The organism is Rhizobium sp. SJZ105 (assembly GCF_007828365.1).
Taxonomy (GTDB): domain Bacteria; phylum Pseudomonadota; class Alphaproteobacteria; order Rhizobiales; family Rhizobiaceae; genus Agrobacterium; species Agrobacterium tumefaciens.
The window spans coordinates 120572-135337 of sequence record NZ_VIUP01000011.1; the positions used below are offsets into that span (position 1 = coordinate 120572).

Here is a 14766-nt window from a genome sequence, read left to right on the forward strand (position 1 = left end):
CCGGCAGATTTCCGCCACCGACACTCCTTCATCGCCCTGCTTCAGAATGAACGTCTTCTGTGCGTCCGAAAACTGCGATGCTTTCATCGTCTTCCGTTCCTTTCCCAGCCAGGAAAATGCACCGGAACACTCTAACCAAAAACGGTCCAGTATGAAGGGTTCAGATCAACAGAATGCCGTGTCCGTATCGAGGGGACCGGGAGGCGAAGGGCCGAAGGCGGTTCCTCTCGCCATAATCGACGCTAATCGTGCTAAACGTCAGCGCCCTCTCTCCTATCACGCCACCTGTCTTGCTGACACCATCATCATATCGATATGAATATGCTCGAACGGGCAACTTAATGCACCGCGCTCGTCCTTCTCAATCAGTCCCAGCTCGACTAGCACCGCAGCATCTTCATGGACGCGCTTGACGTCCCGGTTCAGTCTGCGCGCAAGCTCTCGCACGCCAACCGTTCCACTTCCCAGAAGGACGTTCAGTAGTTCCCAACGGCGCTCGGTGAGACGCGAAAAGAATGTGCCGGGTGTCTCAAAGTTTAGCGTTTCACCCTGATACTCACCGCTTTCGAGGCCAATACCAGCGCGCTTACCTGCTACGCGTAATGCCGATTTCCAGTCGGCGTTTGTCGTGATGGTCAAAGTTCTCATGACTGCCTCCGTTTTTCGACCTCAAATAAAAAGTCCTCAATCAGTTGGTGGATTGTTGTGAACCGGTAAGGAAGCTCATGGCCGCACAGATGTATGTGATCGCCTTTACCCCGCTCATTGTCGAAGCCCACAACCCTAATGCCGTTCTGGGCATAGACCATGCGATATTTGAACCCATGTTCGGTTGGGGGAACAGGCGTTGGAACTTTCCAAATAACGAACTGGATAATGCTGCCGTCGGCACCAACACTTTTGTGTTCTGTGATCGTGAGCGCCTTCTTGTTGTCTATAATGCCAACATCTTACGGCGTTGTCAATCTCGCCAACACTTGATTAATGAGCTAATCCCGCCGCAGCGACGAGACGTTGCGGCGGGCGACGGCTATTTTGCTCAGCCGCCTCGGAGAACTGCTTCAGGTCGCCTTCGGTCTGACCACCCTATTCAGCATCATCGAGCACGTCTGCCACCTCGTCGTCGCTGTGGTCATGGCTGTTTCCTGGTCGTGTGAGAGTGCGGTTACCGCAGAACGGATGACAGGAACTCGCGGGTCCGATCTTCCTTTGGTGCGCCGAAGATTTCTTCTGGCGTTCCTTGCTCACAAATACGCCCTTTGTCGAAGAAGCAGACCCGGTCCGACACTTCCCGAGCGAAACGCATCTCGTGGGTAACAAGTAACATGGTCAAATCGTGCTCGTGGGCCAGGCCACGGATGACGGAAAGCACTTCGCCGACCAGCTGGGGGTCTAGGGCGGAGGTTGGTTCGTCAAAAAGCAGGACACGCGGGCGCATGGCAAGAGAGCGGGCAATGGCGACACGCTGCTGCTGGCCGCCAGAAAGCTGCACTGGATAGTGATCCTTCTTGTCGGCCAGGCCGACCATCTTCAGGAGTTCGATTGCCCGTGTTTCTGCCTCCGGCCGGGCAATGCCCAGTACACGCACCGGCGCCTCCACGATGTTGCGCAGCACCGTCATATGAGGGAAGAGGTTGAAGCTCTGAAAAACCATGCCGACGTGGTTACGGATCTGGCGCAGGTGTTTTTCCGAGGCTTGGAAGGGGCCTTTGCCGCCGGCCTGATGGTAGGAAATGTCCGCCAGCGTCAGCTTTCCCTCCTGGAACGGTTCCAGCGTCATGAGAATGCGCAGAACCGTCGACTTACCGGAGCCGGAAGGACCGATAAGAGTGACTTTTTCACCTTTTGCCACGCTGAAATTGAACTGGTCGAGGACCGTCAAAATGCCGAACCGCTTTGTGACATCGGAAAATTCGATCAGCGGTTGATTGGTATTGTTTGTCATCGCAAGGGTATTCCTGCTTTTGGAAGCGCCCTTTGCAGGCGGCTGAGGCCTGCTGAGCAGATTATGGTCAGAAGAAGGAAGATCAGGCCGACAAGCGTCAGCGGCACCAGATATTCGAAGGTGCGCTCGCCGATCATGTTTGCCAGCCCCATCATCTCTAGAACCGTGACGACGGAAAGCACCGGCGTTTCCTTGATCATGGCGACAAGATAGTTGCCCATGGCCGGAACTATGCGCGGGATCGCCTGCGGGATGATGATATCCCGATACGTCTGCATGCGCGTCAGATTAAGCGCAGTCGCGGCTTCCCACTGGCCATGATGCACCGCCTCCATGCCGCCGCGATAGACCTCAGACGTATAGGCGGCATATTGAAGGCCCAGCGCCAGCGCGCCGGTGAGAAACGCCGGCAGAACGATGCCGAATTCCGGAAGAACGTAATAGAGGAAGAAAAGCTGCACCAGAAGCGGAGTGTCGCGAAGGAATTCGACAACAACTGCGGTCGGCCAGGAAATCAATTTCACCCGACTGCGGCGCAGCAGCGCAAAAACCAGCCCCAGAATAAGCGCGATGGCAAAGCCGGCGGCGGCTGCTTTCAGCGTTACCGTCAGGCCGATCAAAATGATGGGCAGGATCGAGGTCGTGTAGGTGATCCAGGTGGTCGTGTCCCATTCGTAACCATACATCATGACTGAATATCCTTACGAATGGCGAGTGCGCGGAAACACATTGCCGCGCCGCACGACATGTTCGATCACCCGGATTATGGCCATCAGGATCAGCGACATCGCGAAATAACAGAGGAGTGTGATCGAATAGATGCTGGTGCTATCCAGCGTCAGGTTGCGGATCGACTGTGCCGCGAAGGTGAGGTCGGCAATCGAAATCAGCGATACAAGTGAGGAAAGCTTCAGCGTTTCGATAGCCAGATTGCCGAAGGACGGCATCATCTCGACGATCGCCTGCGGCAAGGAAATGCGAAACAGCGTCTGCATCCGCGTGAAGTTCAGCGCTCGTGCGGCTTCCAGCTGCTGCACCGAAACGGAAGATAACGCGCCGCGAACGATCTCGGCGCCATACCCACCCGCATGGGCGGCGAGCACCATGACGCCGGTGGTGACCGGATCGAAACTCAGACCGACGAGCGGCAGCGCGTAATAGAACCAGAAAAGCTGGACCAGCAGCGAGGTGCCGCGAAACACCTCCGTGTAGCACAATGCGACAGTCGAGAGGATTGGTCCACCCTCGACGCGAAGAATGCCGAAGAAAAAGGCGAGTACCGTGCCGACAACAAGGGCTGCGAGCGTAATCGTCATGGTGACGACGGCGCCTTGCCACAACATCGGCAGGTAGGCGGTCATGTCCATCTGGCGTGTTCCCGAGTTCATGGTAATCGGCGCCCGGTAATGCCCGGGCGCCGGCTGGCGTCATTTTCCGGCGCAGAGATCGGCGACCTTCTTTTCGGCCGCTGCCGCGATACTCTGTTCGGAGAGGCCGTATTTTGCGAGGATTTTCTTGTAGTCTTCGGTCTTGCGGAATTCGACGAGCGCGGCGTTGAAGGCGTCACGCAATTCTTTGTCCTCCGGCCGGAAAGCGAAACCGCCGTAGTTGCGCACAGGCGCATCCTTCACGACAGGATCAACGAAGGGCTTCACCTGCTCGACATTGGCTTGGCCCTTGGCCAGTTCTGACACTGTCAGTTCCGTGGCGGCATAGGCATCGGCGCGGCTCTGGACAGTGGGGATGGCATCTGCGTTGGCCGGGATGAAGACGATCTGATCTTCCTTGACGCCGACGGCGCGCAGGAAGTCTACATTGTTGGCGCCAGATACGACGGCGACCTTCAATGCAGGATCCTTGGCAATATCGGCATAGGTGGTCAGCTTTTTAGGATTGCCTTTCTTCACCAGCAGGCCTTCGCCATAGGACGAGTTCGGTTCGGTGAAGGCCACCTGCTTGCAGCGCTCGGGCGAAATGTTCTGTTCGGCGGCTGCGAAATCGAAGCGACGCGCCTTCAGCCCGGGGATCAGCGTGCCGAATGGGGTCACCGTCCAGTTGACCTCCTCGATGCCCATCGATTTCAGAACGGCATTTGCGACATCGGGGCCGATGCCGGCAGAGGTGCCGTCGGGCTGCATGTATGAATAGGGCACTTCATTGGCAGTCGCTGCGCGAATGTAGCCTTGCTTCTTCACCTCCTCGAGGGTGAGTGCGCTGACCGCTGTCACGCTGATGGAAAGAGCAAGGGCGGAAAGCCCGGCGAGTTTTGTCATATTCATGTTCTAACTCCTCTGGTTGGGTTGCGTGGTCCGTTTTCGGATCTCACTTCATTCTTCGGACTAGGTATTCTCCGTGACCGTGGCGATGACGGAAAGGCAGTCGCCGGCCTTGATGAGGCCGGGAACGTGGCGCGCTGCGAGCACGCCACTGATAGAGGCGCGGTATTCGACCGGCGCAAGACCGGTTTTTCCAACAGGGTAGACCCTAGCGATGGTTTCACCTGCCGTGACCGTGTCGCCGAGATCGCGGACAAAGACGACGAGCCCGTCATCTTCGGCAAAGGTGAAGCAATCGCTGGAGGGCATATCCAGCCAGCGGCTCGGCGCCGGCACCGCGGCGCCGGTCAGGATGCCTGCATGGCGCAGCAAGTTGATGGTACCTTTGCGGGCGATGTCGATCGATTTTGCGCTGGCCGTGCCCGCGCCGCCAAGCTCGGTGGTGACAAAGACCTTTCCCAGTTCCTCGGCCGTCGTGTCCAGCATGCCGACGGCGTCAATCTCCAGCATCTTCATCGAATAGGGGGCAGCAAAAGCTGCCACCGCCTCAAAGCATCGGGCTTCCTGTATCTTGTCAGGTAATTCGTGAGCGGCAGCGTAAGGCAGGAAATCAAGCGTCCTGCCGCCTGAATGAAAATCAAGAACGATATCCGCAAGCGGTAACAATTGACGGGTCACGTAATCGGCGATCTTCTCCGTCACGGAACCGTCGGGCCGACCGGGAAAGCTGCGATTGAGGTTCCCGCGGTCGATCGGCGAGGTGCGTGTTCCCGCGCGAAAGGCCGGATAGTTAAGCGCTGGCACGATGATGATACGCCCGCTGACGCCAACTGGGTCGAGTATGTGGGCAAGTTCGAAAAGTGCGGCCGGCCCCTCATATTCGTCGCCGTGATTGGCGCCGGTCAAAAGGGCTGTCGGCCCCTCGTCGTTGGCGATCACGCAGATCGGGATCATTACCGACCCCCATGCACTGTCATCGCGGCTGTATGGTAGCCGCAGATGACCGTGCTGTACGCCTTTCTTGTCAAAATCGACCGACGACGTGATAGGTGAGGGGCGTAGCGCGGTGCTTAACATCTCTCAGCCTTTCACGAACAGTTGCCGCGGCACATTGGAGAGGCATTCGACACCCGTTTCGGTGATGGCGATGCTCTCCGTGATTTCGAGCCCCATGTCGTCCAGCCACAAACCGGTCATGAAATGGAACGTCATACCGGGCTTCAGCTCCGTGCGGTCGCCGGGGCGCAGGCTCATGGTGCGCTCGCCCCAGTCCGGCGGATAAGAGAGGCCGATGGGATAACCGGTTCGGTTGTCCTTGATGATCCCGTATTTTTTCAGCACCGCGAAAAACCCATTGGCGATATCTTCGCAGGTATTGCCGGGTTTGGCAGCCGCAAGACCGGCCTCCATGCCCTCAAGCGTGGCCTTCTCCGCATCAAGGAACGCCTTCGTCGGCTTGCCGAGAAAGACAGTGCGAGAGAGCGGGCAATGATAACGGCGATAAGCGCCGGCGATTTCAAAGAAGGTGCCTTCGCCCAAGCGCATCGGCTTGTCGTCCCATGTCAGATGCGGCGCAGAAGCATCGGCACCCGACGGGAGCAACGGTACGATCGCGGGATAATCCCCGCCGAATTCCGCGGTGCCACGAATGCCGGCATCGTAGATCTCGGCAACGAGATCGCATTTGCGCATGCCCGGCTCGACTACGTCAACGATACGTTTGTGCATCAGCTCGACGATCTTGCCGGCCTTGCGCATATAGTCGAGTTCGGTCGGGCTTTTGACCGCGCGCTGCCAGTTTACAAGACCGGCGGCATCCTTGAAGCGGGCGTTCGGCAGATGTTTCCGCAAGGATGCAAAGGCAGCAGCCGAGAAATAATAATTGTCCATCTCGACGCCGATCGACAGGCCTGACCAGCCCCGGTCATCGACGATCTTCGACAACAGATCCATCGGATGCCGTTCGGTCGATTGAACGTAGTAGTCAGGATAACCGATGATGTTGTCCTGGGCGAGGTAGGCGGTGCGCTTGGCGCCATTGGCATCCTGCTTGCGGCCATACCAGATCGGCTCGCCTTGCGGCGGCACCAGCACGCATTGGTGGACATAGAAGGACCAGCCGTCATAGCCCGTCAGCCAATGCATGTTGGATGGGTCGGTGACGACAAGCAGGTCGATGCCTGCCTTTTCCATGGCGTCGCGGGTTTTGGACAGGCGCGCGGCATATTCCTCGCGCGTAAAGTTCAGCGTTACGCTCACGCTGCGTCTCCCATTTTCACACTGTTTTCGATGATTTGGCCGCTGCCGGCGTCTTTTGCGCGGGTAAACGCGAGATTGGCGATGGCGGTGTCCTGCACTCCGGTGCCGGTCAGATCGGCAAAGGTGATGTCGTCCCTCGATACGCGACCGCGTGCCTTGCCAGCGATGACAGCACCGAGCTCGGTGAATTCTTGATCCTGCGTTACAGGCCCCGCGGCGATAGCGTGGTGCAATTCACCGAGAATTCGGGTCTGCGAAAGCCGGTCTGCGATATAGCGCGCCCTGGAAAATACGGCCGGATCGATCTCGTTCTTGTGTTCGGCATCCGATCCCATGGCCGTCAGATGCTGGCCTTCTTCAAGCCAGCCGGCAAACAGGATCGGCTTTTCGGCTGGCGTCGTGGTCACGACGATGTCGGCGCCCCGGACAGCGGTCTGCGGATCGGCCGCGGCGATGACCTCGATACCGTGTTGGCGGGCCAGATCGCCTGCGAGCCCCTCGGCCTTCTGATGGTCACGAGCCCAGATGCGTGCGGATTGAATGGGTCGCACCAGTTTCAGCGCATCGAACTGCAGACGGGCTTGCATGCCCGCTCCGAAAATTGCTGCGACGGAAGCATCTTTACGGGCGAGATGCCGTGCTGCAACCGCCCCGGCTGCGGCGGTACGCACATCTGTGAGGTAGCCGTTATCGAGAAGAAGGGCCTCCACCAGTCCCGTCCTTGCGCTGAAGAGGATCATCAGCCCGTTGAGGCTCGGCAGACCGAGTTTGGGATTGTCGAAAAAGCCGGGGCTGACCTTGATGGCGAAACCGTCGAAACCCGGCACATAAGCCGTCTTTACATCCACCTCGCCACGAAACTCTGGTATATCGAGCCGCAAGATCGGCGGCATGGCGACCGCTTCGGTTGCGAGCGCTGCAAAGGCCTGCTCCACGCACTCGACTGCTGAGAGGTCGAGCTTCACGACAGCGCGCAGATCTTTTTCGGCTAGGATGGTGATTTGGCTCATGCGGCAGGCCCTTCGATGATCGTCTTGTGAACCGCCGGATCGATATTTCCACCCGACACTATGATCGCGGTTGGGCCGGTGATGTCCACCTTGCCGAAGAGGATCGCCGCGAAACCGACTGCGCCGGCACCCTCGACTGTCAGACCTTCTTCACGCGTCGCATGGCGGATGCCGGCTGCGATCTCTTCCTCGGATACCAGCACGATCTCATCGAGAAGAGATTGGCAGAGCGCAAATGTGATGCGGTTTTTCAATCCAATCCCCCCTCCCAGCGAATCCGCCAGCGTTTCTTCTTCTTGGATGGTGACGGGCCGCCCGGCAGTGACTGACGCATGCATGGCCGCGCCCCGCTGCATGGAAACGCCGATGACACGTGCCTCCGGCTTCAGCGCCTTCACCGCAACGGCGATACCGCCCGCAAGGCCACCGCCCGATAGAGGAACGAGAATTGTCGCCAGTTCAGGCATGTCTTCGACGACCTCGAGGCCGATAGTGCCCTGGCCAGCCACGACGTCGGCGTGATCGAAAGGCGGGATAGCGGTCAGGCCTCTGCTTTTCGTCAAGCGCTCCACTTCCTCCTGCGCATCATCCTGTGATCTGCCGACAATCCGGATTTCCGCGCCGAGCGCGCGGATCGCCTCCACCTTGTTTGCCGGCACCAGCGCCGACATGCAGATTGTGGCGGGGATGCCGAGTTTGTCTGCGGCATAGGCCACGGCCCGGCCATGATTGCCCGTCGAGGCGGTGACGAAGCCACGCCGGCGCTTCGTATCGTCTAGCGAGAGAATGGCGTTCATCGCGCCGCGCAATTTGAAGGCGCCGATGGGCTGAAGGGTTTCAAGTTTGAGATGAACGGGATGACCACAGCGCTCAGAGAGAAAGTCCGAGCGAACCAGCGGTGTGCGCTCCACCTGTCCCGCAAGCCGCGCCGCCGCTCGCTTTATCGCGGCCAGTGAGACTGGAAGCAAGTTGTCGGCGGCGGATATGGGCAGGTTTTCGCTCTTCATGATTGTCATGTTGAGAGCGAAATAAAATCATGTCAATTATTATATTGTAATGATTCAATGATTTTCGGATGGCAGCCTCAGCCGATTGACCCGATATCGTAGACCGGCGGCAGTTGCTCGAATGTCTGCCGCACGGTGGTCAAAGCCCTGGCGAGGCTTGCATGATTGAGGCGGCCGCCGAGGCATATGCGAATGCCGCCGCCATGGCTAGGACCGGCAATAAATGGTTCTGACGGGGTTACCGCGACGTTCTGGTTCGTGAGCGCGCGCACCAGGCCGTCCTCCGTCCAGCGCTGCGGAACCTTCAGCCAGGCGCAGAGGGAGAGGGGGTGGGTCGACCCTATATGGTGGCCCAGTATGTCCATGGCGATTTTCTGCCGCGCACGGGCCTCGGTGCGCTGGACATCCAGCAGCAGCCGTGCCGTGCCGTTTTCGACCCAACGCGTAGCGATCTCGGCCGTGAGATATGTCCCGCTCCAGCTCGACACACGCAGGATGGAGGCGGCGCGGATGGAATAGGCGGGTGGCACGACGAGATAACCGACGCGCAGCCCTGTCAACACTGTCTTGGTGAAGCTGGTGACGAAGAAGCCCAGATCAGGCAGCATTTCGGTGATGGATGGGAGATCATCCTCGATCATCGGACGGTAGACCTCGTCCTCGATGACAAAAATGCCGTACCGCTCGGCAATTGCGGCGATGGCCTGCCTTCGCGCTGCGCCCGACACATGCCCGGTCGGGTTGTTAAGCGTGGGAATGAGCACCAGAGCGCGGACACCTCCGGCTGCGCAGGCGGCCTCCAGCGCTTCGGGCAAAATGCCTTCTTCGTCGGTGGGTAAGCCCTTTAGGCTGAAGCCGAGGATATTAGACAGGCCGATAATGCCGTGGTCGGTCAGGTTTTCACAGAGCACCACGTCGTTAGAGCGGATAATGCAGCTCAGAGCGAGAAAAATGCCGTGCGCCGCGCCATTGGTGACAAGAATGCGTTCCGGGCCGGCTGTCACGCCCATCATGCCAAGCCATGTTCTGGCCGTTTCGCGATGGCTCTCGAGCCCCGCGACCGGCCGGCAGGGGCGCATGAAGCCAGAATTGTCACCATCGGCCATCTCGCGAAGAATGGCGCGCGAGGCATTTTCATGGTCATCGAGGTAAACGCCGCGGATGATGGATAGATCGAGCACCTCGGTTGGGCTGTGATCAAGCATCATACGACCTGCCCGCTCCGTCACCCGCGTCTTCACGAAGGTTCCGCGGCCAATTTCGCCGCTGAGATAACCAAGCCGCTCCGCCTCCTTGTAGGAAAGGCTGACCGTCTGGACAGAAAGGCCGAGTTCGCGGGCCAGATCGCGGTGTGTCGGCATGCGGTCCATCGGCTTCAGAACGCCGGCGTCGATATCAGCAATGATGCGTTCCGTCAGTGCGGAATGTTTCGTTTCGCCTTTCTGCTTAGCTAGCTTCGGTCGCCATGCCACCGGTCTCGTTGGGGAAACTGGATCTGGGCTGGGTGAATTGGCTTGACGACGCATGAAATTGTCTCGTTTTCGACGAAGGTAATTTCATGACATTATGCATGCTTCTATGAAAAGATGAAGCCTTATGCAGCGCAGACGGCAACTGCGCTGCAAAGAGGCGCAGTTGCCGTCGAAATGAGCAGCATTTGCGACGTTGAAAACTGAAGCTGCCGATCAGATTTTCTCGCCGGCCTGGACAAGATCATCCATGACACTGCGCACAGCGGCTTCAGCAATGGCGATGATCTCGTCGACCTCCTCCCGGGTCGTAACGAGCGGCGGTGCAAAGCCCAGAATATCGCCATGCGGCATGGCGCGTGCTATGAGACCGCCGTTGCGCGCTGCCTTGGAAACGCGTGCACCCACCGTGAGTTGAGGGGCAAAACGCGTCTTTTTTTCCCGGTCCGCCACGAATTCGATAGCGCCCATCAGTCCCACACCGCGCACCTCGCCGACGATCGGAAGCTGAGCGAACTTCGCCTTCAGTTGTTCCTGGAAATAGCTCCCAACGGCTCGTGCATTGCCTGGCAGGTCTTCCTTTTCGACGATGTCGAGCACGGCGTTTGCAGCCGCCGCTCCGATAGGATGGCCGGTATAGGTGTAGCCGTGGGAGAAGGCGCCGACGCGATCCGCGCCTTCCTCCATCACCTTGTAGACTTTCTCCCCGACGATAGCGCCCGAAAGCGGGAAATAGGCCGAGGTCAGGCCTTTAGCGACGGTGATCAGATCCGGCTCGATGCCATAATGCTGTGAACCAAACATCGAACCCGTGCGGCCGAAGCCGGTAATAACCTCATCGGCAATCAACAGGACATCGTATTTTTTGAGAACCTCCTGGATGGCCGGCCAGTAACCTTCCGGCGGCGGTGTGATACCGCCCGTTCCGAGCACCGGCTCGGCGATGAATGCACCAATCGTGTCCGGTCCTTCGCGCAGAATAAGCGCGTCCAGCTCTTCCGCGCGCCGCCTCGAAAATTCCAGCTCCGTCTCACCGGCTTCTGCGCCCCAATAGTGATGCGGAACGCCTGTATGCAGGATGCCGGCCCGTGGAAGGTCCATATGGTCGTGATAAAAACTCATGCCGGTCATTGAGCCGGAAACCACGCTGCAGCCGTGATATCCCCGTTCGCGGGAGATGATTTTTTTCTTGTGCGGCTTGCCGCGCAGATTGTTGTAATACCAAACGAGCTTGGCCTGTGTCTCGTTGGCGTCTGACCCTGACATGCCGTAGAAGACCTTGCTCATTTTGCCTGGTGCCATTCTGACGAGGCGATCGGAAAGGATGGCCAGCTCATCCGTCGTGTGGGCGGCATAGGAATGATAATAGGCAAGGCGGTAGGCCTGACGTGAAATCGCCTCAGCCACCTCGGTACGTCCATAACCGACATTAACGCAATACAGACCGGCGAAACCGTCGATCAACTGCTTGCCGTGCGCGTCCTGAATGCGGATGCCCTTGCCGGTTTCGACAATAGTGGGCTCGCCGAGTTTGCCGCTGGCAAAATCCTTGAGCTGCGTGAAAGGGTGCAAAACGGCGTTTCGATCCATTTCCGCAATATTCTTGACGTCGATTGTCATAGGCGAGTTCCTTTTCACGCAGCTAAGTTGCCGAAGCAGACATATTTGGGTTCGAGATATTCCATGAGACCATGACGCGAGCCCTCACGACCAAGGCCGGACTGTTTCCAGCCGCCGAAGGGAACGGGCGCGCCGGTAAATTTCGGCGTGTTGACGGCTACCATGCCATATTCCAGTTGATGCGTCAGACGCATCGCCCGGCCGAGATCGTTGGTGTAGAGATAGGCCGCAAGCCCCATCTCCGTCGAGTTGGCGCGTCGCACGACCTCCCGCTCGTCATCGAATGGCAAGATCGCGGCCACAGGACCGAAGGTCTCCTCCCGCGCGATCAGCATGTCGTCCGTGACATCGGCCAGCACGGTCGGGGTGACAAAATTGCCGCCGAGCGGACTGTCCTGCCCGCCGCAGATGAGTTGTGCACCGGCAGAGAGGGCCTGCGCGATTTGCTTGCGGCACTTTTCAGCGACGGAGGGGCGTGTCATCGGCCCTATATCGATGCCAGCCTCGAAACCGTGGCCGACCTTGAGTTCGGCACTTGCCTTGCCGAACTGACTGACGAAGCGGTCATAAATACCTCGCTGGACGTAAATCCGGTTGGCAGCGAGGCAGTCCTGCCCCGATGTTGCGAATTTCGCCCCGATGCAACCTTTTACGGCTTTGGAGACATCGGCGTCGTCGAACAGGATGAAGGGCGCGTGACCTCCAAGTTCCAGCGAGGCCTTCTTGATGGTCGCCGCCGATTGCGCCAGCAAAATACGACCGATTTCAGTCGAGCCGGTAAAGGAAAATGCGCGCACATCGGTGTGTTGCAACAGGCGGTGCGCAAGTGGTGCGGCGTGACCGGTGATGACCTGGAATACGCCGGCGGGCATTTCAGCTTCCTCAGCGAGCTTTGCCAAAGCGAGCGCCGAGAGGGGTGTTTCAGGCGCGGGTTTGACGATCATTGTGCAGCCAGCGGCAAGCGCCGCGCCCGCTTTGCGGGTGATCATAGCAGAGGGAAAGTTCCACGGGGTGATGGCCACGGTGACGCCTAGCGGCTGCATCTGGACCGAGAGACGACTGTCGGGCAAATGGCTCGGTATCGTCTCGCCGTAGGCGCGCTCGCCTTCGCCGGCAAACCAATCAAGGAAATTGGCAGCGTAAGCAATTTCACCAAGCGATTCCGAGAGTGGTTTGCCCTGTTCGGCCGTCATTATGACGGCGAGATCATGCGCGTTGTTGCGCATCAACTTGCCCCATTCACGCAAGATCTGCCCGCGTTCGGTTGGAAGCTTGTCGCGCCATTCTAGAAAGGCATTTTTCGCGGTGCTGACGGCATCATCCGCATCCTCAAGCGAGCATGCCGCCACACCGATGAGATCTTCTCCGGTCGCCGGATCAATGACACTGAGCGTTTCATCGCGAGCAACCCAACTGCCATGGAGAAAAGCGCGGCGCTCGATCAAATCCGGCCGCCGCAGGTTTTTTAATGCAGTGCTTGCAATACTTCTCATATGGAGCTCCCGGTAGATTTACAGGGAGACTAATGAAGCGCATTGAGCGGTTGACTGCGTTAATTATATCGTTCAAGCCGGAATTTCGCTTATTTTAGGTTCCGTACGCAGGATTTGTGCATGCATACTCTCGATAGAGCGGACAAGGCGTTGCTTGAAGCCGTTCAAAAAAACAATCGCCTTACGTCGGAAGAGTTGGCGCAACTCGTCAATCTTTCACCGACCGCATGCCAGCGGCGTCTCAAACGTCTGCGCGAAGATGGCGTCATCGAAGCGGATGTCGCCATCGTGTCGCCGAAGGCCGTTGGGCGAGGCATTACCATGATCGTGCTCGTTTCACTGGAGCGCGAACGCGCCGATATTGTCGATCGGTTCAAGGCGGCCATCCGCGCGACCCGGGAAGTGATGATCGGATATTATGTGACGGGAGACGCCGACTTCATTCTGGTCATCACCGCCAAGGACATGGAGGACTATGAGGCCTTTACCCGGCGGTTCTTTTACGAAAACCACGATATCAAGGGCTTCAAGACCATGGTCGTCATGGACCGGGTAAAGGCCGGATTCTCCTTTCCGATCGAGGTTTGACGACTTGCGATTCACAGATCTCGCCACTAGACGTCTGGGGTGGTTGAAGAGGCTGATAAACGTTTCCTGAGACCTCTCTACCCATCCAGACCTCGCGGCTATGGCATGTCCAATGCCGCCAAGCGCGTTGAACGCGGCGGCGGGCAGTCGATGAGGATCGGTCAGGGCGGCGGTGCTTCCGAACAACTCAAGTCGATAGAGGATATGAAAACCGCAAAGGACATATCGGACATCCCGACAGCGGGAGACCAGTATGATTCCGCTGAGAAAATTTACTGTTTTCTTGCTGCGCAACAGAACGGAATGAGCGCTCTCAATTTGTTTTGTATCAACGATCTGTATTACACCATGGGGTGGGTCTCAGGGGCTTCTGTTGATGCGGCAATAGGGGTCGGGACATATTATCTTGCCGACGCCCGCAATCTTTTCAAAGGGGCGGCGGCCCTCAATGTCAAAACCGAGGCCACCCTGGTTGGCGCGTCCCTGGGTTCCATGATGGGCTTTTGGCGAGTTAAAAAATGGTACTCGCTGTGGAACGAGTTGTCCCGGTCAAAACGCGAGGAATACCCATTCCAAGCCTACAACGTTCATCCATTTTTCCGTGAATGGAAGTCGGAAGAATATACCTATCAAAAGCAGCTTGATTGTATCGCGGAACAGGACCGTATCATCAACTCGATCACTAGGGATACGCAGGTCAATCCCACTAAATACGGTTTCCCTGATTCCGGCTATGCACTGCAGAGGTCGGTAGAAATGACCGAGAAATTTTATTCGGGTGCGCGTTCCCCTGACAGTAACCCGTTCATGCCTTGGGTGCCTATGGATAAGCAACATATATTCTATAAGGGGAGGTGAGGCCGCATGTTTAACAAAGCCGGTGAAATTTGACGACGGATCGACGCCGGCGGGAATTTGGCTAGCGCTCCATTCCACCGAGCGCCAGTGGAAAAATACTATGTACGCATGCTCAATGCGGGTGGCTCAGGCCGTGACATCGCGCTGAAAGCGATAAGAACCCAACATGAGCTGTTGGCAAATCTATTACAATTCTCGGCCGACAGATGGAGAATGCTGTGCGATGGCCAAGGCTGGACAC

At 57.9% G+C, this 14766-nt stretch carries 15 protein-coding genes; 2 read left to right on the forward strand and 13 right to left on the reverse strand.

Going from position 1 to position 14766, the window contains the following annotated elements; translation table 11 throughout:
• Positions 1 to 276 precede the first annotated feature (276 nt).
• The 13 genes from FB593_RS23430 to FB593_RS23490 form a co-directional block, all read right to left on the reverse strand.
• Entirely contained in the window at positions 277 to 648 is a 372-nt protein-coding gene (locus tag FB593_RS23430; protein ID WP_065705564.1) for a hypothetical protein, read from the reverse strand.
• A complete protein-coding gene (locus FB593_RS27895) occupies positions 645 to 941 on the reverse strand; it encodes a toxin-antitoxin system TumE family protein (protein ID WP_321186305.1) in 297 nt (98 codons plus the stop codon). The genes FB593_RS23430 and FB593_RS27895 overlap by 4 nt, the downstream gene beginning before the upstream one ends.
• A gap of 224 nt (positions 942 to 1165) precedes the next feature.
• Complete coding sequence (gene ehuA / locus FB593_RS23440) at positions 1166 to 1945, reverse strand: ectoine/hydroxyectoine ABC transporter ATP-binding protein EhuA (RefSeq protein WP_013761013.1); 780 nt, start codon at positions 1943 to 1945, stop codon at positions 1166 to 1168.
• Positions 1942 to 2634 carry an ectoine/hydroxyectoine ABC transporter permease subunit EhuD gene (gene ehuD / locus FB593_RS23445; RefSeq protein ID WP_004431448.1) on the reverse strand — a complete coding sequence of 231 codons (693 nt, stop codon included), beginning with the start codon at positions 2632 to 2634 and terminating at the stop codon, positions 1942 to 1944. The genes ehuA and ehuD overlap by 4 nt, the downstream gene beginning before the upstream one ends.
• Positions 2635 to 2646: 12 nt before the next feature.
• Positions 2647 to 3312, reverse strand: a complete 666-nt coding sequence (ehuC, locus tag FB593_RS23450) for an ectoine/hydroxyectoine ABC transporter permease subunit EhuC (RefSeq protein ID WP_019566767.1) — start codon at positions 3310 to 3312, stop codon at positions 2647 to 2649.
• A 60-nt stretch (positions 3313 to 3372) separates the two neighbouring features.
• Positions 3373 to 4224 carry an ectoine/hydroxyectoine ABC transporter substrate-binding protein EhuB gene (gene ehuB / locus FB593_RS23455; protein WP_019566768.1) on the reverse strand — a complete coding sequence of 284 codons (852 nt, stop codon included), beginning with the start codon at positions 4222 to 4224 and terminating at the stop codon, positions 3373 to 3375.
• 60 nt (positions 4225 to 4284) lie between these two features.
• Complete coding sequence (doeB, locus tag FB593_RS23460) at positions 4285 to 5298, reverse strand: N(2)-acetyl-L-2,4-diaminobutanoate deacetylase DoeB (protein WP_076845940.1); 1014 nt, start codon at positions 5296 to 5298, stop codon at positions 4285 to 4287.
• Between the two features lie 3 nt (positions 5299 to 5301).
• The gene (gene doeA, locus FB593_RS23465) at positions 5302 to 6480 is read right to left on the reverse strand and encodes an ectoine hydrolase DoeA (protein WP_076845941.1); all 1179 of its coding nucleotides are present in this window, start codon (positions 6478 to 6480) and stop codon (positions 5302 to 5304) included.
• Positions 6477 to 7490, reverse strand: coding sequence for an ectoine utilization protein EutC (gene eutC / locus FB593_RS23470; protein WP_076845942.1), 1014 nt, complete (start codon positions 7488 to 7490; stop codon positions 6477 to 6479). Before eutC ends, doeA begins: the two co-directional genes overlap by 4 nt.
• Positions 7487 to 8506 carry a hydroxyectoine utilization dehydratase EutB gene (eutB, locus tag FB593_RS23475; RefSeq protein WP_162719895.1) on the reverse strand — a complete coding sequence of 340 codons (1020 nt, stop codon included), beginning with the start codon at positions 8504 to 8506 and terminating at the stop codon, positions 7487 to 7489. Before eutB ends, eutC begins: the two co-directional genes overlap by 4 nt.
• Positions 8507 to 8574: 68 nt before the next feature.
• Positions 8575 to 10023, reverse strand: a complete 1449-nt coding sequence (locus tag FB593_RS23480) for a PLP-dependent aminotransferase family protein (protein ID WP_076845943.1) — start codon at positions 10021 to 10023, stop codon at positions 8575 to 8577.
• 159 nt (positions 10024 to 10182) lie between these two features.
• Positions 10183 to 11586, reverse strand: a complete 1404-nt coding sequence (locus tag FB593_RS23485) for an aspartate aminotransferase family protein (protein ID WP_076845944.1) — start codon at positions 11584 to 11586, stop codon at positions 10183 to 10185.
• 14 nt (positions 11587 to 11600) lie between these two features.
• A complete protein-coding gene (locus FB593_RS23490) occupies positions 11601 to 13079 on the reverse strand; it encodes an NAD-dependent succinate-semialdehyde dehydrogenase (RefSeq protein ID WP_076845945.1) in 1479 nt (492 codons plus the stop codon).
• 120 nt (positions 13080 to 13199) lie between these two features.
• Between FB593_RS23490 and FB593_RS23495 the strand changes: the two genes are divergently transcribed.
• Together FB593_RS23495 and FB593_RS23500 are read left to right on the forward strand one after the other, a co-directional pair.
• Positions 13200 to 13667, forward strand: coding sequence for an Lrp/AsnC family transcriptional regulator (locus FB593_RS23495; protein WP_035200482.1), 468 nt, complete (start codon positions 13200 to 13202; stop codon positions 13665 to 13667).
• A gap of 105 nt (positions 13668 to 13772) precedes the next feature.
• Positions 13773 to 14525, forward strand: coding sequence for a hypothetical protein (locus FB593_RS23500; protein WP_236742543.1), 753 nt, complete (start codon positions 13773 to 13775; stop codon positions 14523 to 14525).
• The last annotated feature ends 241 nt before the right edge of the window (positions 14526 to 14766 follow it).

Bases quoted from the DNA above. Each gene is read 5' to 3' on its own strand.
- FB593_RS23495 (WP_035200482.1), top strand. From the start codon at position 13,200: ATGCATACTCTCGATAGAGCGGACAAGGCGTTGCTTGAAGCCGTTCAA.
- eutC (WP_076845942.1), bottom strand. From the start codon at position 7,490: ATGAGCCAAATCACCATCCTAGCCGAAAAAGATCTGCGCGCTGTCGTG.
- doeB (WP_076845940.1), bottom strand. From the start codon at position 5,298: ATGTTAAGCACCGCGCTACGCCCCTCACCTATCACGTCGTCGGTCGAT.
- FB593_RS23480 (WP_076845943.1), bottom strand. From the start codon at position 10,023: ATGCGTCGTCAAGCCAATTCACCCAGCCCAGATCCAGTTTCCCCAACG.
- ehuC (WP_019566767.1), bottom strand. From the start codon at position 3,312: ATGGACATGACCGCCTACCTGCCGATGTTGTGGCAAGGCGCCGTCGTC.
- ehuD (WP_004431448.1), bottom strand. From the start codon at position 2,634: ATGATGTATGGTTACGAATGGGACACGACCACCTGGATCACCTACACG.
- FB593_RS23490 (WP_076845945.1), bottom strand. From the start codon at position 13,079: ATGAGAAGTATTGCAAGCACTGCATTAAAAAACCTGCGGCGGCCGGAT.
- FB593_RS23430 (WP_065705564.1), bottom strand. From the start codon at position 648: ATGAGAACTTTGACCATCACGACAAACGCCGACTGGAAATCGGCATTA.
- eutB (WP_162719895.1), bottom strand. From the start codon at position 8,506: ATGACAATCATGAAGAGCGAAAACCTGCCCATATCCGCCGCCGACAAC.
- ehuB (WP_019566768.1), bottom strand. From the start codon at position 4,224: ATGAATATGACAAAACTCGCCGGGCTTTCCGCCCTTGCTCTTTCCATC.
- FB593_RS23500 (WP_236742543.1), top strand. From the start codon at position 13,773: ATGTCCAATGCCGCCAAGCGCGTTGAACGCGGCGGCGGGCAGTCGATG.
- FB593_RS23485 (WP_076845944.1), bottom strand. From the start codon at position 11,586: ATGACAATCGACGTCAAGAATATTGCGGAAATGGATCGAAACGCCGTT.
- ehuA (WP_013761013.1), bottom strand. From the start codon at position 1,945: ATGACAAACAATACCAATCAACCGCTGATCGAATTTTCCGATGTCACA.